Origin of the sequence: Rhodococcus xishaensis, from assembly GCF_004011825.1 — a bacterium.
GTDB classification, from domain to species: Bacteria; Actinomycetota; Actinomycetes; order Mycobacteriales; family Mycobacteriaceae; genus Prescottella; species Prescottella xishaensis.
The window spans coordinates 25455-46351 of sequence record NZ_RKLO01000003.1; the positions used below are offsets into that span (position 1 = coordinate 25455).

The window sequence follows — 20897 nt, forward strand, 5'->3', positions numbered from 1 at the left end:
CGGCGCCATGGCGGACATCGAGAACGAAACCGGCGTCGAGGAGGCGCCGAACAAGCGCAGCCAGCGCACAGCCCTCATGATCGTCGGACTCGTCGGGGTTCTGGCCATCGGTTTCGCGCTGGGGTTTCTCGTGCGTCTTCCGTTCGACGACTCCTCGACGCCGACGCCGGCCGCGGACTCGGTGGATGTCGGGTTCTCGCAGGACATGACCGTCCACCACGAGCAGGCTGTCGAGATGGCGACGATCGCCCTGACAAAGTCGGACGACGCGGCTGTGAAGACCCTCGCCTACGACATCCTGACCAGCCAGTCCGACCAAATCGGACAGATGCAGGGTTGGCTGGCGCTGTGGGATATGGCGCCGCGACCGAGCGGTGAATTCATGACGTGGATGTCCGAGGGTGGCGCCGAGAGCATGCATGGTGGTCACGGCCAGACGGCATCGGACAGTTCCGCCGAGCCGGCGACGAACGGCGACCGTGCGATGCCGGGCATGGCGACCCCGGCCGAGATGACGGCGCTGGGTCAGGCGTCCGGCCCGGAACTGGACGTGATGTTCCTCCAGCTCATGTTGCGCCACCACCAGGGCGGACTGCCGATGGGCGAGTATGCCGAGCAGTATGCCAACGCTCCGGTCGTCCGTAATCTGGCGACGAAGATGGTGGACATGCAAACCGGTGAGGCAAATCTGATGACGAGCATGCTCGCGGAGCGGAATGCGGAACCACTGCCGATGAACTGATCGTTCCGTTCGCCGAGGGTCATACCGGGCGGCCCACCGTCGAGGTGGGCCGCCCGATCTCGTCTCCTCGCTGGTGAGAGCCGACACGAAAAGCCCTATCTACCAAGAGATGTGGGTGATCACCGGTATCGCTCTGAACCATCTCCCGCCAACGGCGCGGAAGACAGCGGTGAACTGAATCGATAACCACCGCGGACCAGGCGCCGTACGGTGGCGGGTGGCAAGGTTCCCCTCCTCCGTGTGTTACTGTTTTCTCCGCCCCGCCCTCGTAGCTCAGGGGATAGAGCGCTTGCCTCCGGAGCAAGAAGTCGCAGGTTCGAATCCTGCCGAGGGCACACGAAAGGCCCCCTCTCACTCGGGAGTGGGGCCTTCGCCCGTTTCAGCGCCTTCCATGCCGAGTCGCCCTCAGCGCAACCCTGAGCGCAGATCCAGCCCCCACGCCCCAACACCGCACACGACGATGATCGCGAGGGAGACGACCACGGCCCCTGTCGGAACAGCCTCCGGCCAGTGGAACAGCGGCGCAGGCGCGTAGTCCGCGTAGCTCGATCCGGTCGACCAGGCGGCGGATACGGCCGCCGGGATCCCGATCGTGAACGGCAGCGACAGCCCGACGGTCGAGGCCGGTGCCGACGTCGGAAGACACGAGCTCATGACGAATGCTCCCGCAGCCGGAAGCGCGAACGTGAATCCGACTGCGGGAACGGCGTCCCAAGGCTCCTGGGTGAGTAGAACCGCCGTGGCGACCAGAGCCAGCAGACCGAAACCGAGCGTGGGCATCGGAAATCTCAGGCCCAGTGCGGTTCCCACTGCGATCAGCGTCGCCGAGACGGCGAGGATCCATGGATCGGTGCCAGACGATGGCGCTCCTCCGAGTGCCGCGGCAACAACCGCGGTGCCAGCGAAGAGGACTCGACCGTCTGGGCCGGGCAGCTGCCACGCGCTCCAGGCGACGATCGCGACGACCACCACGGCGTAGACACACCACGCCACCAGCGGCGCGCCCCCGTCGACCAGTACCCACTTCGCTACGAAGGCCACCACTGGAAGCGCAGCGACCAGAAGGAGAAGACGCCGGTCGAGTCTCGTCGTCCACGACGTCCGACGATCGAGGAGCGATCCGAGAATCACCAGCACAGCGGTCGTGATCGGGATCCACGACGGCAGGACGGCAGCCGGATCCCAGTCCGCCAGCGGGGTGTAAGCGGCCCATCCCCTGGCCCCAGAAAAGTACTGCTGTCCTTCGACGGCCTCGGCCAGCATGAAGGCGCCGATCATTCCCGCGGCAAGGGACGCCTGCGCGCTCAGCTGCCGGGTGGCCAGCAGTGCCGCAGCACCCAGGAGCACACCGGCGGCAACGGCATTGGAGTACATGAGCACCGAAGAATCGGCTGGGTAGCGAATCAGCTCGGGCAGCGCGAGAAGTATCAGACCCGCGGCCGCGACCACGGTTGTCAGCGCGATCGACCGCCGGCGAGCGAGCGCGGACGTCACGCCGACGGCCACCACTGCGGCGCTCGCTACACCGGCACCTTCGGCGGCGAGGATCGCGGGCAGCTCACTGGTGGCGTCCCGAGCGGCCGGCCCCAACGGCGACCACAGCACCCAGCCGGCGAGCACACCGCTGAGCAGCGCGACGACGACACCCACGACGCGAGCAAGACGGACCACGCTTCTTTCCTCTCCTACTTCGATCTACCTCTTCTTCCTTCTACGACGCCTGCAACTGCGCGACGACGTCGGCCATCCCCCGGTCCAATTCGGGATTGTCGGGCAACGTCAAAGTAACCGTCCGGGCTTTTCCGTCGAGCCTGCGCCGAATCACATCTGCGAGGGTGTCGTAGCGCGCCGTCGGGACGATCTCGCCGAGCACCTCGTCAGTGACGACGTCACGCAACCGATCCCACTCGTCACGGCGGACCAGCTCGGCCAACTTCTCCTGCAATCCTGTGAATCCGTTCCTTTCCAACGCCCCTCGGTACGCCGGGGTCGAATACAGAAAGGCGAAGAGTCGGCGGCGACGTTCACGCTCCGCGGCGACGTCCGCGTCGGTCGCTCCGGTGATCACCTGCAGTCCCGCGACGATGTCGAATTGCGCGAGCGAGCGCCCCATCGTCGAAGCTCCCTCCGCCAGTGTGGGTAGGCATTCGTCGACGAGGTAGCGCGGATCGGAGTTGGTGGGGTGTGTGATCAGGCCGTCGGCCACCTCCCCGGCAACGCGGAGCATGCGCTGTCCCACCGCGCCGAGGTAGATCGGTGGGATCACGGTGTCGGCATCGGGTCCGGGGTTGAAGTATGGCTGCATCCGGGTGAACCGGTATCGATTCCCCTCGTATGCAACGAGTTCACCGGTGCGGAAAGTTGCGAACGCCGAGCGGACCACGCCGACGTACTCGCGCATACGCGCTGCGGGCGCGGACCACTCCATCGCATACCGCTCCTCGATGTTCTGTCGGATCTGACTGCCGAGCCCGAGGTGGAACCGTCCGCCCGACATCTTCGACAGGTCCCATGCCGCGTAGGCGGTCAGCAAGGGACTGCGGACGAATGCCAATGCCACCGAGGTACGTACGACGATCCGGTCGGTCGCCTGCAGCGCAAGCAAGGCGAGAAGGAACGGATCATGGACGGTTTCGGACACATGCAACCCGTCGTATCCGGCGGCCTCGGCCCGACGCGCGAAATCAGCGACCGCGGCGGGATCGATGGCGGGATCGGTTCCGGTGTAGACCTGCATCCGTCCGTTCTACCCGGCGAATGGCCAGATCGCGTGACGGCACGGGGGGCACGGTCGTACGACATGTGACTGTCGATACCATCGCTTCCCGTGGTCGACAGCATGGTGGGGACGGAGCAAGCATCCGCAAAGGTGTCGCCGAGACGCCCGAGAACTCCACGTGCCACTTGGTGGGACCTTCGTCAGGCACGCCTGATCGCGATAGTCGCGGCACTGATCGGTGTCCTTTCGGCGCTGGCCATTCCGTTGCTGCCGGTCAACCAGCAGCAGGCGTCCCTGTCGTGGCCGCAGAACGGTGTCACGACGAGTGTCGAGGCGCCGCTGGTGTCGTATGCACCGCTGACGTTCGATGCCCGGATCCCCTGCGCGACGGCGCGAGAGCTCGAGGCGGGTGGTTTTGTCGCCGCCACCATGCCTTCGGGCGCACCGGGCGCCGAGCGGTACGGGTTCGTCGCGAAGACCCTCGCGGGGTCAGGGGATTCGCCCGCTCGCCTCGACGTGATCCTCCGCGACACCGCGCTGCTGTCCGTTCCGCTGTCGGAGCTGGCGGGGCCGGGGTGCGCAGTGACGATCACATCCGACGCGACGCGCACCACCGCGGCCGTCACCGGCTCTCCGATGGCTGAGTCGATTCCGACGAAGACACTGGACGGTGACTTCCGTCCGCAGATGGTCGGTGTCTTCAGCGATCTCGGCGGTGCGGCCCCACCCGGCCTGCAAGTGGCCGCCGAGCTGGATTCGCGGTTCTCGTCCTCGCCGACACTCGTCAAAGTGGTCGCGATGATCATCGCGGTGCTGGCGACGCTCGCGAGTCTCGTTGCTCTGCACCGTCTCGACTGCACCGACGGCCGCCGTGCCCGACGTTTCTTGCCGGCCCGCTGGTGGCGTTTCGGGGTCACCGACGCCGTCGTCATCGGCACGCTCGTATTGTGGCACTTCATCGGCGCGACCACCGCCGACGACGGGTACCAGTACACGATGGCGCGGTCGGCACAGTCGTCCGGCTACATGTCGAACTACTTCCGCTACTTCGGGGTTCCCGAAACTCCGTTCGGCACGCCGTACTACTACATCTTCGGCCTTCTCGACGACATCTGGAACGCCAGCCCGTGGGTGCGGCTACCGGCCCTCCTTGCGGGTGTCCTCACATGGATGGTGCTCAGCCGGGAGGTAGTCCCTCGCCTGGGGATCGCGGCGCGAACCAGTCGAGTGGCGCTGTGGACGGGCGCCTTCGGGTTCCTCGCCGTGTGGCTGCCGTACAACAACGGCCTGCGCCCCGAACCCATTGTCGCCGCGGGCGTGTTGCTCACGTGGTGCTCGATCGAACGGGCGATTGCAACCCGCCGCCTTCTGCCGGCCGCCGTCGCCATCCTCGTCGCAGCCGCGACGCTCTCGGTGGGCCCGTCCGGCATCATCTGTTTCGCGGCCTTACTCGCCGGAGCGCGGCCCCTGTTGCGCATCGTGGTCGCCCGCGCGAAGGCCATAGGGTACGCAGCACTGTTTCTACCGCTGGTCGCGTCCGGGACCGCGATTCTCGTCGCGGTGTTCGCCGATCAACCACTTGCGGTCGTCCCCGTCATGCAGGAGGCGCATGCCGTTGCCCTGCCGAACGAGAAGTGGTTCACCGAGTTTCTGAGATACCAGTGGCTGCTCAACTACTCGCCCGACGGCTCCCTGGCTCGCCGATTCGGCATCTTCACGATGTTCCTCGGCATCGCGGTCGCGACGCTCGCAATCCTCCGTAAGGGCGGGCGGATCCCGGGAGCCGCAGCCGGTCCGTCGCGGCGGATCGTTGGTATCACGCTCGGCGCCGTCGCCCTGATGATGTTCACGCCGACCAAGTGGACGCATCATCTCGGCGTCTTCGCCGGGCTCGCCGGCGCGCTCGCGGTGCTCGCCGCCCTCGCCGTGGGCACCGCCGTCCTGCGTTCCCCGCGCAACCGCGCACTGTTCGCGGCGGCCGTGTCGTTCGTCCTGGCCATGTCCTTCACCGGGACCAACGGCTGGTGGTACGTGTCGCATTTCAGCGTGCCGTGGTTCGACAAACCGCCGTCGATCGCCGGCACAGGGTTGGGCACCATGTTCTTCGGTGCCACCCTGGCGATGCTCGCGGTCGCGGCGTGGTGCCATCTCCGGGAGTCCGCCGTTCCCCGACCGGGTTCACGTGCCCGGTGGATCTGGGCCATGCCACCCCTCGCGATCGCCGCCGCCGCGATGGTGCTGTTTCAAGTGCTCTCGCTCGCGAAGGGCGCGGTCACGCAGTATCCGGCGTTCTCGCTGGCGCGATCGAACATCGACGCACTGCGCGGCCAGAACTGCGGACTCGCCAACGACGTTCTGCTCGAGGTGGATCCCAATCTGTCCATGCTGCGACCGACTTCGGGGAATGCCGCGACGGCACTCGCGGGGGAAACATCGACGGGCTTCACACCGAACGGTGTCGCGTCCGATCTCAGTGCCGACGCAGACGCGACGACGACCGCCGCGGCCAATCTCGTCGACTCCGACGCGGAAGCAACCCCGGCCGACGCCCCCGCCGGTACGGGTGGCGGGGAAGGTGCGATCGGTGTCAACGGCAGCACGGTCGCGCTGCCGTACGGGCTCGATCCGGCGACCACCCCGGTGCTCGGCTCCTACCGCCGCGGCGAACAGATCGCATCGACGTTGACGAGCGGGTGGTACGGCCTGCCCCCTGTCGGCTCGGACGGCACGCGCGGCGACCTCATCTCGATCGCGGTAGCCGGCCGCATCCGATCGGTCGATTCCGACGGCGTCGTCACGCCCGGACAGAACCTCGACATCGAATACGGCGAACGCCAGCCGGACGGATCGGCGGCGGTGCTCGGCCGGGCAACCCCGCTCGACATCGGCCCAGCGCCCTCATGGCGTAATTTGCGGGTTCCGCTCGACCAGTTGCCGGTCGAGGCCGACGCTGTTCGCCTGGTGGCATCCGACGACGACCGCGACCCCGACCAGTGGCTGGCGGTCACTCCCCCACGGGTCCCGCGCACACAGACGTTGAATGACGTCGTCGGGTCGGGCACCCCGGTGCTCGCGGACTGGGCAGTGGGGCTCCAGTTCCCGTGCCAGCAGCCGTTCTCCCACCTCGACGGTGTCGCGGAGGTGCCGCAGTACCGCATCCTCCCTGACCGTGGCGGCGCCGTCTCGACGAACAAGTGGCAGGACCATTTCGGCGGTGGCCCGCTCGGGTGGACCGACCAACTGCTGTCCGCACGAACGATCCCGTCGTATCTGAATCACGACTGGCGACGCGACTGGGGACAGATCGAACAGTTCACCCCGCGAGACGAGACCGCCGTGCCGGCGCAGATCGCCACGGTGACCGAGCGCCGATCGGGCCTGTGGAATCCGGGCCCGATGGCGCTGCAGTTCTGACGGGTCCCGAAGTGCGCTCGTCCCTACGGGCGCGGCTCGATGATCGCCGTGATCGCATCGATCTCGGCGCTGGGGATCGAGAAGTGTTCTGTGATAGCGACAGTGATGGTGTCGCGCCCGACAGTCATGTCGAGCAGGAAACGGGCGACGACGTCGGCACCCCACTCGCGGAACACGAGGTCCCGGATGCCGCTGATCGGCCGATACTGTTCGCCTGTTTCGAGCATCGAACGAATCTCGTCACCGGAATCGCCCGTACGCTTCCCGTTCTCGTAGCGATGACAATGTCGGGCGAGGCGGACCTTGCTCGCGTCGTGAGTGACGAGCGAGTCGATGTACTCACGCGCCATCGCCACGCGCGGGCTGTCCTGCGGGGCCGCGTCGGTCAGGTCGGCGATTCCGGTCAGCATGGAAACTGCCAAGTCACGCCGACAGATCAGCAGGTCCGGCAGGTACGGGTGCTCCTCGTTGTACCGCAGCGGGGTGCCGTCGATCCGCGAGCAGTGCAGACCCGCCGCGAGTGCCACCCCGACCGGGGCGGCCGAGTCCCACTCCCACTGCCCACCGGCGTGCACATAGGCGTCCGCGTCACCGCGGACGACGGCCATCGCCTTCGCGCCGGCGGACCCCATGGGCGCGACGTCGCCGCCGACCCGCTCCGCGAGGGCGTCGACGAACTCCGGAGGCCTGCTGTCGCTGACCAGGATTCGAGGGCGCAGCCGATCCGACGCCACCGCCCGCGTGCTTCCGCTGACGTACACCACGCCGAGCGCCGGCTGCGCGACCGCGGCGGCGGTGATGCCGCGGTCCCTCTCCCACAACGCGACGTGCACGGCCCAGTCGACACGTCCGGCAAGACCGTACTCTCGGGAACCGTCGAGCGGGTCGATGATCCACACACGGGGATTGTCCAGACGTGCACGGTCGTCGGCGGACTCCTCGGACAGCACCGCGTCACCGGGGCGGACGGCAGCCAGCCCCTCGAGTAGAAGGGTGTTGGCCGCCTTGTCACCGCGTCGGCCCAGTTCCTTCGCGGCGGCCTTGTCCAACGGGGTCGCCCCCAGTTCACGGGACCGGAGATCGAGTAGCAGGTTCCCCGCGCGGGCGGCGAGGTCGGCGGCGAGTTCAACGTCGTTGGTCACAGCCCCAGATACTCCATGATCCTGGCGGCCTGCGCGACGGGGTCGCCGTCCTCGGGCCGCAAGACGATCTCGGCGTTCTCGGGCACCTCGTACGGGTCGTCGACCCCGGTGAACCCGGTGATCTCCCCCGCGCGGGCCTTGGCGTACATGCCCTTGGGGTCCCGGGCCTCGCACTGCTCGATCGGGGTGTCGACGAACACCTCGACGAACGGCAGCCCAGCCTCCCGGTGCAGACTTCGTACCCGCTCGCGGTCCGCTCGATAGGGGCTGATGAGCGAGGCGACCGCAACGAGGCCGGCGTCCGCCAACAGTTGCGCGACGGCGCCGACACGCCGGACGTTCTCGGCGCGATCGGCCGCACTGAATCCCAGGTCCGCGTTGAGCCCGTGCCGCAGGTTGTCGCCGTCGAGCCGGTAGGCCGGTACTCCCGCCGCGACCAGCCGCCGCTCCAATTCGACGGCGACGGTGGACTTTCCGGAGGCCGACAGGCCAGTGAGCCACACCGTCGCTCCACGCGTGGCGCGCTCGTCGCGGGACAGCGCGGCCGAGTGCCACACCACCTTCGATTCCTTGAGGGTGGGGCCGGTGATCATGCCGGCGGCAACGGTGTTGCCCGTGGTGTCGTCGACCAGAATGAAGCTGCCGGTGACACGGTTACGCCGGTACGGGTCGAACAGCAGGGGCTGTTGGGTGCGCAGCTGAATGCGTCCGATCTCGTTGAGCTTCAACGACTGTGCGGACTCGTCGCGGTGCAGGGTGTTGACGTCGAGGCGGTAGTCGAGCCGCACCACCCGCGCCTTGGTGGCCCTCGTGGTGTGCAGCACGGTGTAGCGCGCGTCCTCGCTCAGACTCGACTGCTCGGCAAGCCAGCAGATCATCGCGTCGACCTCTTGGCCGACGAGCGGCCGATTGTTGGGCCGGCACAGCGTGTCACCGCGTCCGACGTCGAGGTCGTCGGCGAGTTGCAGGCACACCGCCGACGGTGCGAATGCCTCCCCGATCGGCTCGCCGCCCGGCCCCCAGATCGCGGAGATCGTCGAGGTGAATCCCGACGGCAGCGCGACGACCTCGTCTCCGGGCTTGAAAACACCACTGGCGACGGTGCCGGCGTAGCCGCGGAAATCGTGGAGGTCGGCGTCCGTTTGCTGCTGCGGGCGGACGACGTACTGGACCGGAAGCCGCGCATCGATGAGATTGCGGTCGGAGGCGATGTGCACCTCCTCGAGGTGGTGCAGCAGCGACGACCCCTCGTACCACGGCATGTTCTCGGTACGGCTGACGATGTTGTCGCCCTCGAGCGCCGACACCGGAATGAACGTCAGGTCGTGCACATCTAGTTTGGTCGCGAACTGACCGAACTCGTCCTTGATCTCCTCGAAGCGTTCCTGCGACCAGTCGACGAGGTCCATCTTGTTTACACACAGCACGAGGTGCGGAATGCCGAGAAGGGTGGACAAGAACGCGTGTCGCCGGGTCTGCTCGAGCACCCCCTTGCGGGCGTCGACCAGGATCAGCGCAAGATCCGCGGTGGAGGCGCCGGTGACCATGTTGCGCGTGTACTGCTCGTGGCCGGGGGTATCGGCGATGATGAACTTTCGCTGCGGGGTCGCGAAGTAGCGGTGCGCCACGTCGATCGTGATGCCCTGCTCCCGCTCGGCCCGGAGCCCGTCAGTGAGGAGCGCAAGATCGGTGTGCTCGGCTCCGCGTTCGCGGCTGCTGCGTTCGACGGCCTCGAGCTGGTCCTCGAAGATCGACTTCGAGTCGTACAGCAGGCGCCCGATCAGCGTGGACTTGCCGTCGTCGACGCTGCCCGCGGTCGCGACGCGCAGGAGTTGCCGGGTGTGCACCATCAGAAGTACCCCTCCTTCTTGCGATCTTCCATGCCGGCCTCGGAGATCCGGTCGTCCGCGCGGGTCGCACCGCGCTCGGTGATGCGGCTGGCCGCGACCTCGGTCACGACCTGCGCCGCGGTCGAGGCCGAGGACTCGACACAGCCCGTGCACGTCGCGTCTCCGACCGTACGGAACCGGACGAGTTCGTCGCGCGGTTCCTCACCCGGTAGCAGCGTCAGGAACCTCGTGTGCGCCAGCAGCATTCCGTCGCGTTCGACGACCGGACGGCGGTGTGCGTAATAGATCGGCGGCAGGTCGATGTCTTCCTCGAGGATGTACTGCCAGATGTCGAGCTCGGTCCAGTTCGACAGCGGGAACACCCGGATGTGCTCCCCCTTGCGATGCCGGCCGTTGTAGAGGTTCCACAGTTCGGGGCGCTGCGCGCGTGGGTCCCACTGACCGAACTCGTCACGGAAACTGAAGACCCGCTCCTTCGCGCGAGCCTTCTCCTCGTCGCGGCGGGCTCCGCCGAATACGGCGTCGAACCGATTCTCGCGGATGCCACGCAGCAGCGCGTGCGTCTGCAGACGGTTGCGGCTGGCTCGCGGTCCGGTCTCGTCGACCACTCGCCCGGCGGCGATGTCGTCCTCGACGCTCGCCACAACCAGCCTCAGGCCGAGGCGTCCCACGGTCCGGTCGCGAAACTCGATCACCTCGTCGAAGTTGTGTCCCGTATCGACGTGCATCACCGGGAACGGCAGCGGCGCCGGCCAAAAGGCCTTGGCGGCGACGTGCAGCATCACCACCGAATCCTTGCCGCCCGAGAACAGCAGGACGGGACGCTCGAAGGTCGCGGCGACCTCTCGGAAGATGTGGACCGCCTCGGCTTCGAGCGCCTGCAGATGGGACAGCTCGTAGCCCGGCGGGGATGTCAACGGGGTCACTCGTGGCTCCTCGCGGATATGCCGGTACATTTTTGTACCGGTCCGGTTCACAGACCAGCTATGGGGCGAGGATAGAGCCGGTCTGTCCCTCCGGTCAATGGCCCACCCGTCCGGTCCGCTGCCGTCCGGGCTGGGCACCGTTCGGTCTAAGCGCGGACGGGACGTCGCCCGCCGACCTCCGCGGTCACCGCGTTCGCGGCCGCCACGAGCGCCTCACCGCGCCGGGCGATCTCGGCGCCACTGATCGACGAGCCGACATCGAGGGTCAGTACCAGTGATTGATGACCGTCCGCGTCGTAGCAAGGGGCGGCGATCAGACTTACCGGGTACTCGACGTCGGCCTCCGTCTCACTGCCGAGGTAAACGCGTTCGCCGAGGCTCGAGACCATCTCGCCGATCAGCTCGCGGAGTTCTGGCGGCAGCTCTCGCCCGGCGACGCCCGCCATGAGGGAAAAGAGTTTTCGCCCGACAGGTGTGAGCCGCTCGACGAGGTACCCGACGCGCCGACAGTCGTCGACGACCCGCCCGAGCAGTTCCCGATCGAGCACGACAGGCAGGGCCGGCTCGCGGCGCAACCACGCCTCGAGCTCTTCGTCACCGTCCCAGATGACATACATGAGACCAACCGGCGGAGCGAACGGGTAGGCCTGGCCGACGCGGGCCGTGGTGCGCCCCAGCCTCATCCCCTGCGGGGCAACGGTCTCGAGAATCATGACCTGGTCACCCACGACCGCCGACGCAGTGCAGACCGCGTCGAACTCGGCGGCGAGCCGATCGAGTTGGACTCGAGCGATCGGACCGACAGCGAACCCGCGCTGCGCGGCCCGACCCGCCGCGATGAGCGCCGGCCCGAGTCCGTAGGTCTTCGAACCCGGGTCGCGGGTGAGATATCCGCCGGCCACCAACTCCGTCAGGATGCCGAGACAGGTCGGCTTGCTGATCGACAACGCACGCGCGAGTTCCGACAGTCCGAACCGTTGGTCCTCGCGCGCGACGAGGAAGTCGAGGACCTGCACCACTCGCTCGGTCGGCGGAGATCGGCGCCCGCTGGGCTCGGCAGGCTCGGCAACCCCTGAAGTCATTGACCACTCCTTGAAACACGTTCTATCGTCGGACAACACCAGATCTACCACTCAGGTACATATTTGTACCCTTGGACCGAAGGAGCAAGGTGTGCTGACGGATCCACTCGCCGAGGCCATCGCCGAGGCCGAGACACTCGTCAAAGAGGCCCCCCACATCAGGTCGGAGCAGGACCTCCTCGAGGGAATGCAGTACCTCGCGGGCGGCATCCTCGCGACCGTCCACGGTGCCTGGGCCACAGAGAAGACCCATCCGAGCTTCATCCAGGGCACCGGCCCGTTCATGAAGATGGGTCTCGACAACCCCGACACCCTGTACTTCGGCGCACGGATCAACGATGACGCGGAGTACATCGTGACCGGCACCCGGGGCACCACGGCCGACCTGAGCTTCCAGGTACTCAGCGGCAACTACACGAACGCGAACGTGCCCGGCAGCGAGATCGCCTTCGACGACCGAGAACTCCACATCGAGGACGACGGCACGTTCGTCGCAACCTTCGGCCCCGGGCCGGCGGACGGACGCCGGAACCACTTCACGCTCGCGCCGGGGTCGACCCAACTCGTGGTCCGCGAGGTCTACAGCGACTGGAGCCAGAAGCGCGGCACCATCCGGATCGAGCGTGCCGACAGGATCGGCGTGCCGGTGCCACCGCTCACGCAGGAGGAGACGCAAAAGCGATTCGCCCGAGCCGGCAAGGCTCTGGTCAGTCGCGTGAAGACCTGGCTGCAGTTCCCGCAGTGGTTCTACGACAACCTGCCGGTCAACACGATGACCGCGCCGCGACTGACCCCGGGCGGCCTGGCCACGCAATACTCGTCCGTGGGCCACTACGAACTCGCCGATGACGAGGCGATGATCATCACCGTCCCGAAATCCGATGCGCCGTATCAGGGTTTCCAACTCGGCAGCCTGTGGTACATCTCGCTCGACTACATCAACCATCAGACGTCGCTGAACAACGCGCAGGCTCAGGTCGATCCTGACGGGATGATCCGGATGGTCCTCAGTGAGCGGAACCCGGGCGTGACCAACTGGCTCGAAGCCCTCGGCCACCCGCGTGGATACCTGCAGTTCCGGTGGCAGCGGACGTCCCGGGAGTTCACCCCGGAGGACGGCCCGCGTGTCGAGGTGGTGAAGTTCGACGAGATCCCCGGGAAGCTCCCGTTCCACGAACACAACAAGATCACGCCGGAGGACTTCGCCGCCCGCATCGCGGAACGCCAGGCCGCCGTCGCCGACCGGATGATGGGGTAGAACCATGACAAACTTGCTGCAGGACAAAGTAATCGTCATTTCTGGTGTGGGTCCGGCGCTCGGCCGGACCCTGGCGCTGCGGTGCGCCGAGGCCGGCGCCGACCTGGTGCTGGCGGCCCGTACGCAGGCCCGCCTGGACGAGGTCGCCAAGGAGGTCACCGATCTCGGCCGGCGCGCGGTGACGGTGTCGACCGACATCACCGACGATGCCTCGGCCGCGCACCTGCTGGCCGCGACCACGGACGCCTACGGCCGGGTCGACGGACTGATCAACAACGCGTTCACGGTGCCGTCCATGAAGCCGTTCGCCCGCACCGACTTCCAGCACATCCGGGACGCGATCGAACTGACCGTGCTCGGGGCGCTGCGGCTGACCCAACTGTTCACCCCGGTCCTCGCGGAATCCAAGGGTGTGGTCGTGAACGTCAACTCGATGGTGCTGCGGCACTCCCAGGAACGGTACGGCAGCTACAAGCTGGCCAAGTCGGCACTGCTCGCGATGTCACAGTCTCTGGCTACCGAACTCGGACCGCAGGGCATCCGCGTCAACTCCGTTGCCCCCGGGTACATCTGGGGTGACACGTTGAAGAAGTACTTCGAGCACCAGGCGAAGAAGTTCGGCATCACCGTCGAGCAGATCTACGAGCACACCGCCGCGAACAGCGACCTGAAACGCCTGCCGACCACCGAGGAGATCGCCGACGCGGTGATCTTCCTCGCGTCGCCGATGGCGAGCGCGATCACCGGCCAGTGCCTCGACGTCAACTGCGGCGAGTTCCACCACTAGAACGGGGACCGAAAGAACACCATGACCGAAAGCACCAGTTCCGATCGCACGACGGTCGGCACCATCGAGGACCTGCACGCGTCCGCGACCCGGATGACCGGGCTCACCGACTTCGGCGTCGACGACTACACCGAGGCGCTCGGCGTCCTGCTCGAGTCCTACGCGCGGGACGAGGATCTGACGCCGTTCGGCAGCAAGATCTCCCGGGTGTTCCTGCGCGGTGCCCTCGTCGCCCGTCTGCTCAGCGAGTCCGCCTGGGCGCAGTTCCCCGAACACGCCGACGTGCGCATCGAGCGACCGATCTTCGTCACGGGCCTACCCCGCACCGGTACCACCGCGCTGCACCGCTTGCTCACGGTGGACCCGACGCACCAAGGCCTCGAGATGTGGCTGACGGAGATGCCGCAGCCGCGCCCACCCCGGGACACGTGGGAGTCCAACCCGGTGTTCCAGGCACTCGAAAACCAGTTCAGCCAGCACCACGTGGAGCGCCCCGAGTTCATGGGCGTGCACTACATGTCCGCCGGTGAGGTCGAGGAGTGCTGGCAGCTGCTGCGGCAGACCTTCAAATCGGTGTCATACGAGTGCCTCGCGAACCTGCCCACCTATTCCAAGTGGCTCGAGGGGCAGGACTGGACCAACGCATACGCGAGGCACAAGAAGAACCTTCAGCTGATCGGCCTGCCCGATCAGGACCGACGTTGGGTGCTCAAGAACCCGAGCCACCTGTTCGCGCTCGACGAACTGATGTCGGTGTACCCCGATGCGCTGGTCATCCAGACCCATCGTCCGCCGCGGACAATAGTGCCGTCGATGTGCAGCCTCGCCGAGCAGGCCACCGAGGGGTGGTCGAACAAGTTCCGCGGCGAGGTGATCGGCCGCAGCCAACTCGATCTGTGGGCACGCGGCCTCGAGGACTTCACATCCGCGCGGGCCAAGTACGACCCCGCCCAGTTCATCGATGTCGACTACAGCAGCTTCGTCGCGGACCCGCTCGGCACCGTCGAGGGGATTTACTCGCACTTTTCGATCCCCCTGTCGGAGCAGGCACACAGCGCGATGGAGGACATGCATGCCGAGAGTCGCTCCGGCAACCGCAAACCGGCGCACCGCTACACGCTCGAGGACTACGGGCTCACCCCCGAAGAGGTCGACGAACGGTTCGGGGACTACGCCGGCGCCTGACGTCTACCGGAGGTGAGCGCCCAGTAGGGCGTCGAGGGCCTCGGGCGCTTCCTCCGGGATCCAGTGACTGACCCCGGGCAGTACCTCGAACGTGTAGGGGCCGTCCACGTACTGGCCGGCAAGCCGTGCGCCGGCCTCGCCGAGCATCGCGTCCGCGTCGCTCCACACGTACAGGGTGGGCACGCGTACGCGGTTCGGCAGGGAGTGGGGTGCGGTCATCATCATCGCGCGGTACCAGTTCAACCCGCCGCGGGCACGGCTCCGATCCCGCATCGCGCCGAGGTCGCGATCAGCAGCGGCGTCGCTCATTCCACTGGAGATCAGATACCGCCGCACGGATCCGCCTGCCGCAAGAAGCTTCTCGGGGATCACTGGCAGCTGGAAGGCGAGGATGTACCACGACATCCGGATCTGCCGACGGGTGAGCAAAGCCCGGACGAAGGCCGCGGGGTGCGGCACCGAGAGCGCGGTGAGGGTCCGCACGAGATCAGGTCGCCGTGCCCCGAGCCACCACGCGACTGCCGCTCCCCAGTCGTGGCCGACCACGTGCACCGGGCCGCGCCCGATCCGGTCGATCAGCGCCTCCACGTCCGCGACCAACTCCGACGACCGGTACGCCCACCGCGAGCGGGGCCGCGCGTCCACCGAGCATCCTCGTTGATCGACCGCGAAGGTACGGAATCCCCGGGCGTGCAGGAGCGGAGCAAGGCGACTCCAGGAGCGAGAATCCTGCGGAAAACCGTGAAGCAGGACGACTGGGGCGCCCGCGACGGGTCCCTCGTCGCGCACGTCGAACGTCAGACCGTTGCGGGTGTACGTGGTGATGCGCTCGCCGGTGCCGGAGTCCATACAAGTTCCTCTCCCAACGCGAGCCGGGCACATTAGACATCTCAGCGGCCCGAGTCAACTACCCGTACCGGACAAACCGTCCTCCGTTGCATAGTTGAGACAAACCACCCGGTTACTGCTAGCTTTGACCGCCAGTGGCATTAGGCCACACTCAGGATCATCTCAAAGGAGTGACGAATGAACATCAACACGGTCAGTGCCGTCATCGAGCTCGTCTACCTGACCAACTCGCTGGTCGACACCCTGGGCGAGCTGGGGCTGCCCACGGGAAGCTGACCTCCAGGCACTCGTGCGGGCCGGATCCCCCCTGGGATCCGGCCCGCACGTCGTTCATGCACGGTGGGTACGCGAACCGGGCACTCGCACGTGGGAGGATCGGAACATGCCGACACCGTCACCGTTGCCCCTGGACCCGATCGAGGAAGCGCACCGACAGTGGACTGAGCACGGGTGGGGGGCGGTGGCCGACGGCATGGCCGCGGTGACGTCGGTGGTGCGCGTCCAGCAGATCATGATGGCTCGGGTCGAAGAGGTCCTCAAACCCTTCGGGCTGACGTTCTCACGCTACGAACTGCTGACACTGCTCACCTTCACCCGGAAGGGGGCGCTACCGATGGCCAAGGCCAGCGCCCGACTTCAGGTACACCCGACGAGCGTGACCAACGCGGTCGACCGGCTCGAGGCCGCCGGTCTGGTGCGCCGCGTGCCGCATCCGACGGATCGGCGCGCAACCCTCGTCGAGATCACCGACGAGGGACGTGAACTGTCGGTACGCGCCACCGAGGCACTCAACGGGCAGGTGTTCGCCGAGCCCGGCCTGGCACCCGACAAGCTCGACGCACTGATCCGCATCCTCACCGAACTGCGCCATCAGGCTGGTGATTTCGACACCGGCGACAGGCCCGGAAAGTGGCAGTGACCAACTGTCACTGACGAGCTCACAACACAGCCCGGCCCCGCACTGAAGCATGGGACCGGGCTGAGCCGTTACTAGTGGTGACCGAAGTTCGGACTTCGCTTCTCGTTGAAGGCGGCCATGCCCTCCTTCTGGTCCTGGGTCGCAAACGCAGAGTGGAACACTCGCCGTTCGAACCGCACACCCTCGGACAGTGTCGACTCGAACGCCCGGTTGACCGACTCCTTGACCATCATCGCGATCGGCAGGGACATGTCGGCGATTGTCGACGCGGTAGCGATGGCGTCGTCCATCAGGTCGATGGCCGGTACGACCCGGGAGACCAGCCCGGCGCTCTCGGCCTCCTCGGCGCTCATGGTGCGGCCGGTCAGACAGAGGTCCATCGCCTTGGCCTTGCCGATTGCACGGGTCAGCCGCTGCGAACCGCCGATGCCAGGAAGTACGCCGAGCTTGATCTCGGGCTGACCGAACTTGGCCGAGTCTGCGGCGATCAGCACGTCACACATCATCGCGAGTTCACATCCACCACCGAGCGCGTAGCCGGCGACGGCGGCGACGATCGGCTTGCGCGCCGCGGCGAGCCGATCCCACGCCGAGAACCAGTCGTCGAGGTACATGTCCATGAACGACTTGCTCTGCATCTCCTTGATGTCGGCGCCGGCCGCGAACGCGCGCTCGCTGCCGGTGAGCAAGATCGCGCCGATGTTCCGGTCCTTCTCGAAGTCCTCGACGGCGGCGACCACCTCCGACATCAGCTGGGCGTTGAGGGCGTTCAGTGCCTCTGGCCGGTTGAGTGTGATCATGCCCACGCGGCCGGTCCGTCCGACCCGGATGGTCTCGTAGTCCGTCATCGAGTGTCCCCGTTCGACCTGTCCCTGATGTCCCTGATGATCGCCGAGAAGTCCTCGCCGCCGTGCCCGGTCTCGTGGAACCTCCGATACAGCTCGGCGGCCCGTATGCCGAGTTCGCCGTCAACGCCGTTGGCACGCAACGCGTTCGCAGCCAGACCGAGGTCCTTGTCCATGAGCGCGGCCGCGAAGCCCGGCTCGTAGTCGTTGTTCGCTGGGCTCGCAGGAACCGGCCCCGGCACCGGGCAGTTGGTGGTCAGCGCCCAGCACTGCCCTGACGCGTTGGAGGCGACGTCGAACAGGGCCTGGTTGCTCAGTCCCAGCTTCTCCCCGAGCACGAACGCCTCGCTTATGGCGATCATCGACACTCCGAGGATCATGTTGTTGCAGATCTTCGCGGCCTGTCCGACACCTGCCCCACCGCAGTGCACGACCTTGCGTCCCATCGCCTCGAGCACCGGACTCACCGCCTCGAAGTCCTCGTCGGCACCGCCGACCATGAACGCCAGCGTGCCGGCGGACGCACCCATCACACCACCGGAGACCGGTGCATCGACACCGCGATGACCCGCTTGCTCGACGAGTTCGTGGGCGGTGCGGGCATCGGCGACGTCGATCGTCGAGCAGTCGACGAACAGCGTGCCCGGACGCGCGGCGGCGAGCAGACCTCCGCGGTAGAGGTCGAGCACGTGCTTGCCGCCGGGCAGCATCGTGATGACCACATCGACGTCGGCGGCGGCCTCCGCGGCCGACCCGACGACGGCGACGCCGGCCCGCGCAGCCACTTCCAGCGCGGCCGGGACGAGATCGAAACCACGCACGTGGTGTCCGGCCTTCACCAGGTTCGCGGCCATCGGTCCACCCATGTGGCCGAGGCCGACGAATCCGATGATGGTGTCTTTCTGGGTCATTCCTACTCCTCCCCACTCGCGAGCGCCGCGGCCAAACCGAGTTCGGACTCGCCGAGAGGCTCGAAGAATCGATCCACGTGTTCATCGGTGACCGCCTCGAGGGTCGACGGCGACCATCCGGGGTCCCGGTCCTTCTCTACCACCTGCGCTCGAATGCCCTCCACCAGATCATGAGAATCCAGGCACGCCGACGACACCCGGTACTCCTGGTCGAGCGCGTCCTCGAGACTGTCGAATTCACGCGCCTGTCGCAGCGCCCGCAACGTCACCTTCACAGCAGTAGGCGATTTCGTGAGAATCTGCTCGGCGGCCGTCCTGGCCTCCGGCACGTCGCTCGAGCGAAGGTTGGCGATGATCTCCTCGACCGTGTCGGCGGCGTAGGTCGCGTCGATCCAGCCGCGCTGCTCGGCCAGCTCCGACGCGGGGGGCGGCTGCGCGAACAGCGCGAGCGCGTCCTCGACCGGGCCGGTCGCGAGCACCTGTTCGAATTCCGCGAGTCGGCCCGACGGAACGAAGTGGTCGGCGAAACCGCAGTAGATCGCGTCGCCGGCCCCCAGTCGAGACGTCGTGAGCGCGACGTGGGTACCGAGTTCCCCGGGCGCATGCGACAGCAGGTAGGTTCCGCCGATGTCGGGGACGAATCCGATCCCGACCTCGGGCATTCCGATCTTCGATCGCTCGGTGACGATCCGCACATTGCCATGGGCCGAGATCCCGACACCTCCGCCCATCACGATGCCGTCCATGATCGCGACGTACGGCTTGCTGTAGCGCGCGATTGCGGCATTGAGCACGTACTCGTCCCGCCAGAAATCCTTCGACCCTTGCCCACCTGAGCGGGCGTCGTGGTAGATCGAGACGATGTCGCCACCCGCACACAGACCCCGCTCGCCGGCGCCGGTGATCAGTACGGCGTGGACCCAGTCGTCGGTGGCCCATTCGTGCAGCGTCGACGCCACCGTCCGCACCATCGTGTGGGTGAGCGCATTGATCGCCTTGGGCCGGTTGAGGGTGATGCGACCGAGACCGCCCACCCGCTCGATGATCACCTCGGCATGGTGGCTCGACGCCGTACCCTCCCCGCGCTGTCGGTCGTCTCCGCTCGTCGCGCTCACGCCGCCCCCGCCGGTCCAACGACCGCGCGGGCGACGACAACTCGCATGATCTCGTTGGTGCCCTCGAGGATCTGATGCACCCTGAGGTCTCGCACGATCTTCTCCAATCCGTATTCGGCCAGGTAGCCGTAGCCGCCATGCATCTGCAGCGCCTCGTTCGCGACCTTGAAACCTGTGTCGGTGGCGAAACGCTTGGCCATCGCGCACAACTCCACCTTGTCCGCAGTATCCGCGTCCAGAGCTGCCGCCGCCCGCCACAAGAGGGTGCGCGCGGCTTCGAGTTCGATCCGCATATCGGCGAGCCGGAACTGCAGCGCCTGCGACTCGACGAGCGCCGACCCGAACGCCTTGCGCCCCGCGAGGTAGGCGACGGCCTTGTCGAGGGCGACCTGTGCACCGCCGACCGAGCACGCGGCGATGCCGAGGCGTCCACCGTTGAGGCCCTTCATCGCGATGGGGAAGCCCTCACCTTCACCACCGAGCAGGTTCTCGGCCGGCACCCGCACCGCGTCGAGGATCACCTGTCGGGTGGGCTGCGCGTTCCAGCCCATCTTCTTCTCGTTGGCGCCGAACGACAGCCCGGGCGAGTCCTTGGGCACGATGAATGCCGAGATGCCGCGGGCGCCGGCTTCGCCGGTGCGGGCCATGACGATGTAGACGTCTGAGGTCCCCGCGCCGGAGATGAACTGCTTGACACCGGTGAGGAGGTATTCGTCACCGTCACGAACGGCCTTCGTGGACAACGCTGCCGCGTCGGATCCCGCGCCCGGTTCGGTGAGGCAGTAGCTGCCGAGATGTTCCATCGATGCGAGCGCGGGCACCCAGCGCCGGCGCTGCTCGTCGGTGCCGAACTCGTCGATCATCCACGTGACCATGTTGTGGATCGAGATGTATGCGGCGATCGACGGGCATCCGGTGGCGAGCTGCTCGAAGATGCGGACGCCGTCGAGTCGGCTCAGGCCCGAGCCTCCCACGTCCTCCCTGATGTAGATGCCGCCCATGCCGAGCGCCCCGGCCTTACGCAGCACGTCCACCGGGAAGTGTTTGGTCTGGTCCCATTCGATCGCGTTGGGACCCAGGCACTCCGCGGCGAAGTCACGCGCGGTGTCGCTGATCGCGCGTTCGTCGTCGGTCAGGATGAACACCGGCCGCT

Annotated in this window: 17 protein-coding genes and 1 tRNA gene; 7 read left to right on the forward strand and 11 right to left on the reverse strand. The window is 67.0% G+C overall.

Annotated elements, in window-relative coordinates; all coding sequences use genetic code 11:
- The first annotated feature begins 7 nt into the window (after window positions 1–7).
- A complete protein-coding gene (locus tag EGT50_RS07585; protein WP_127952425.1) occupies window positions 8–742 on the forward strand; it encodes a DUF305 domain-containing protein in 735 nt (244 codons plus the stop codon).
- A 262-nt stretch (window positions 743–1004) separates the two neighbouring features.
- Window positions 1005–1077, forward strand: a tRNA-Arg gene (locus EGT50_RS07590).
- A 70-nt stretch (window positions 1078–1147) separates the two neighbouring features.
- Here EGT50_RS07590 and EGT50_RS07595 read toward each other — a convergent pair.
- A complete protein-coding gene (locus tag EGT50_RS07595; RefSeq protein WP_127952427.1) occupies window positions 1148–2413 on the reverse strand; it encodes a hypothetical protein in 1266 nt (421 codons plus the stop codon).
- Window positions 2414–2453: 40 nt separating this feature from the next.
- On the reverse strand, window positions 2454–3479 hold the full coding sequence (locus EGT50_RS07600; RefSeq protein ID WP_127952430.1) for a TIGR03617 family F420-dependent LLM class oxidoreductase: 1026 nt from the start codon (window positions 3477–3479) through the stop codon (window positions 2454–2456).
- A gap of 102 nt (window positions 3480–3581) precedes the next feature.
- Between EGT50_RS07600 and EGT50_RS07605 the strand changes: the two genes are divergently transcribed.
- Window positions 3582–6875 carry an arabinosyltransferase domain-containing protein gene (locus EGT50_RS07605; protein ID WP_127953846.1) on the forward strand — a complete coding sequence of 1098 codons (3294 nt, stop codon included), beginning with the start codon at window positions 3582–3584 and terminating at the stop codon, window positions 6873–6875.
- 23 nt (window positions 6876–6898) lie between these two features.
- Here the strand turns inward: EGT50_RS07605 and EGT50_RS07610 are convergent, their stop codons facing one another.
- The 4 genes from EGT50_RS07610 to EGT50_RS07625 all read right to left on the reverse strand — a co-directional run bounded on the left by EGT50_RS07610 (window position 6899) and on the right by EGT50_RS07625 (window position 11875).
- Window positions 6899–8017 (reverse strand): 3'(2'),5'-bisphosphate nucleotidase CysQ, encoded by a 1119-nt coding sequence (locus EGT50_RS07610; protein ID WP_127952433.1) that lies wholly within the window; start codon window positions 8015–8017, stop codon window positions 6899–6901.
- Window positions 8014–9867, reverse strand: coding sequence for an adenylyl-sulfate kinase (gene cysC, locus EGT50_RS07615; protein WP_127952436.1), 1854 nt, complete (start codon window positions 9865–9867; stop codon window positions 8014–8016). Before cysC ends, EGT50_RS07610 begins: the two co-directional genes overlap by 4 nt.
- On the reverse strand, window positions 9867–10823 hold the full coding sequence (gene cysD / locus EGT50_RS07620; protein ID WP_127952439.1) for a sulfate adenylyltransferase subunit CysD: 957 nt from the start codon (window positions 10821–10823) through the stop codon (window positions 9867–9869). Before cysD ends, cysC begins: the two co-directional genes overlap by 1 nt.
- 116 nt (window positions 10824–10939) lie before the next feature.
- Window positions 10940–11875 carry an IclR family transcriptional regulator gene (locus tag EGT50_RS07625; protein ID WP_127952442.1) on the reverse strand — a complete coding sequence of 312 codons (936 nt, stop codon included), beginning with the start codon at window positions 11873–11875 and terminating at the stop codon, window positions 10940–10942.
- A 91-nt stretch (window positions 11876–11966) separates the two neighbouring features.
- Between EGT50_RS07625 and EGT50_RS07630 the strand changes: the two genes are divergently transcribed.
- Genes EGT50_RS07630 through EGT50_RS07640 form a run of 3 tightly spaced genes read left to right on the forward strand, consistent with a single transcriptional unit; the run spans window position 11967 to window position 15105 of the window.
- Entirely contained in the window at window positions 11967–13133 is a 1167-nt protein-coding gene (locus EGT50_RS07630; protein ID WP_127952445.1) for a hypothetical protein, read from the forward strand.
- Between the two features lie 4 nt (window positions 13134–13137).
- Window positions 13138–13920: an SDR family oxidoreductase gene (locus EGT50_RS07635; RefSeq protein WP_127952448.1), complete on the forward strand. Its 783-nt coding sequence runs from the start codon at window positions 13138–13140 to the stop codon at window positions 13918–13920.
- A gap of 21 nt (window positions 13921–13941) precedes the next feature.
- Window positions 13942–15105: a sulfotransferase family protein gene (locus EGT50_RS07640; RefSeq protein WP_127952450.1), complete on the forward strand. Its 1164-nt coding sequence runs from the start codon at window positions 13942–13944 to the stop codon at window positions 15103–15105.
- Window positions 15106–15108: 3 nt separating this feature from the next.
- Here the strand turns inward: EGT50_RS07640 and EGT50_RS07645 are convergent, their stop codons facing one another.
- On the reverse strand, window positions 15109–15954 hold the full coding sequence (locus EGT50_RS07645) for an alpha/beta fold hydrolase (protein ID WP_127952453.1): 846 nt from the start codon (window positions 15952–15954) through the stop codon (window positions 15109–15111).
- Between the two features lie 382 nt (window positions 15955–16336).
- Here EGT50_RS07645 and EGT50_RS07650 point away from each other — a divergent pair, with 382 nt between their 5' ends.
- Entirely contained in the window at window positions 16337–16873 is a 537-nt protein-coding gene (locus EGT50_RS07650) for a MarR family winged helix-turn-helix transcriptional regulator (RefSeq protein ID WP_127952456.1), read from the forward strand.
- A 71-nt stretch (window positions 16874–16944) separates the two neighbouring features.
- On the opposite strand, the gene EGT50_RS07655 is transcribed toward EGT50_RS07650, so the two are convergent.
- From EGT50_RS07655 to EGT50_RS07670, 4 genes are read right to left on the reverse strand one after another with little or no spacing between them, the layout of a single operon-like run.
- Complete coding sequence (locus EGT50_RS07655) at window positions 16945–17721, reverse strand: enoyl-CoA hydratase (RefSeq protein ID WP_127952459.1); 777 nt, start codon at window positions 17719–17721, stop codon at window positions 16945–16947.
- A complete protein-coding gene (gene mmsB / locus EGT50_RS07660) occupies window positions 17718–18629 on the reverse strand; it encodes a 3-hydroxyisobutyrate dehydrogenase (protein WP_127952462.1) in 912 nt (303 codons plus the stop codon). Before mmsB ends, EGT50_RS07655 begins: the two co-directional genes overlap by 4 nt.
- Before the next feature lie 2 nt (window positions 18630–18631).
- Window positions 18632–19744 (reverse strand): enoyl-CoA hydratase/isomerase family protein, encoded by a 1113-nt coding sequence (locus EGT50_RS07665; protein WP_127952465.1) that lies wholly within the window; start codon window positions 19742–19744, stop codon window positions 18632–18634.
- A complete protein-coding gene (locus EGT50_RS07670) occupies window positions 19741–20889 on the reverse strand; it encodes an acyl-CoA dehydrogenase family protein (protein ID WP_127952468.1) in 1149 nt (382 codons plus the stop codon). The genes EGT50_RS07665 and EGT50_RS07670 overlap by 4 nt, the downstream gene beginning before the upstream one ends.
- Window positions 20890–20897: the final 8 nt, after the last annotated feature.

Coding starts and splice junctions, on each gene's coding strand:
- EGT50_RS07640 (WP_127952450.1), top strand. CDS start 13,942: ATGACCGAAAGCACCAGTTCCGATCGCACGACGGTCGGCACCATCGAG.
- cysC (WP_127952436.1), bottom strand. CDS start 9,867: ATGGTGCACACCCGGCAACTCCTGCGCGTCGCGACCGCGGGCAGCGTC.
- EGT50_RS07605 (WP_127953846.1), top strand. CDS start 3,582: ATGGTGGGGACGGAGCAAGCATCCGCAAAGGTGTCGCCGAGACGCCCG.
- mmsB (WP_127952462.1), bottom strand. CDS start 18,629: ATGACCCAGAAAGACACCATCATCGGATTCGTCGGCCTCGGCCACATG.
- EGT50_RS07600 (WP_127952430.1), bottom strand. CDS start 3,479: ATGCAGGTCTACACCGGAACCGATCCCGCCATCGATCCCGCCGCGGTC.
- cysD (WP_127952439.1), bottom strand. CDS start 10,823: ATGTACCGGCATATCCGCGAGGAGCCACGAGTGACCCCGTTGACATCC.
- EGT50_RS07650 (WP_127952456.1), top strand. CDS start 16,337: ATGCCGACACCGTCACCGTTGCCCCTGGACCCGATCGAGGAAGCGCAC.
- EGT50_RS07635 (WP_127952448.1), top strand. CDS start 13,138: ATGACAAACTTGCTGCAGGACAAAGTAATCGTCATTTCTGGTGTGGGT.
- EGT50_RS07585 (WP_127952425.1), top strand. CDS start 8: ATGGCGGACATCGAGAACGAAACCGGCGTCGAGGAGGCGCCGAACAAG.
- EGT50_RS07625 (WP_127952442.1), bottom strand. CDS start 11,875: ATGACTTCAGGGGTTGCCGAGCCTGCCGAGCCCAGCGGGCGCCGATCT.
- EGT50_RS07655 (WP_127952459.1), bottom strand. CDS start 17,721: ATGACGGACTACGAGACCATCCGGGTCGGACGGACCGGCCGCGTGGGC.
- EGT50_RS07645 (WP_127952453.1), bottom strand. CDS start 15,954: ATGGACTCCGGCACCGGCGAGCGCATCACCACGTACACCCGCAACGGT.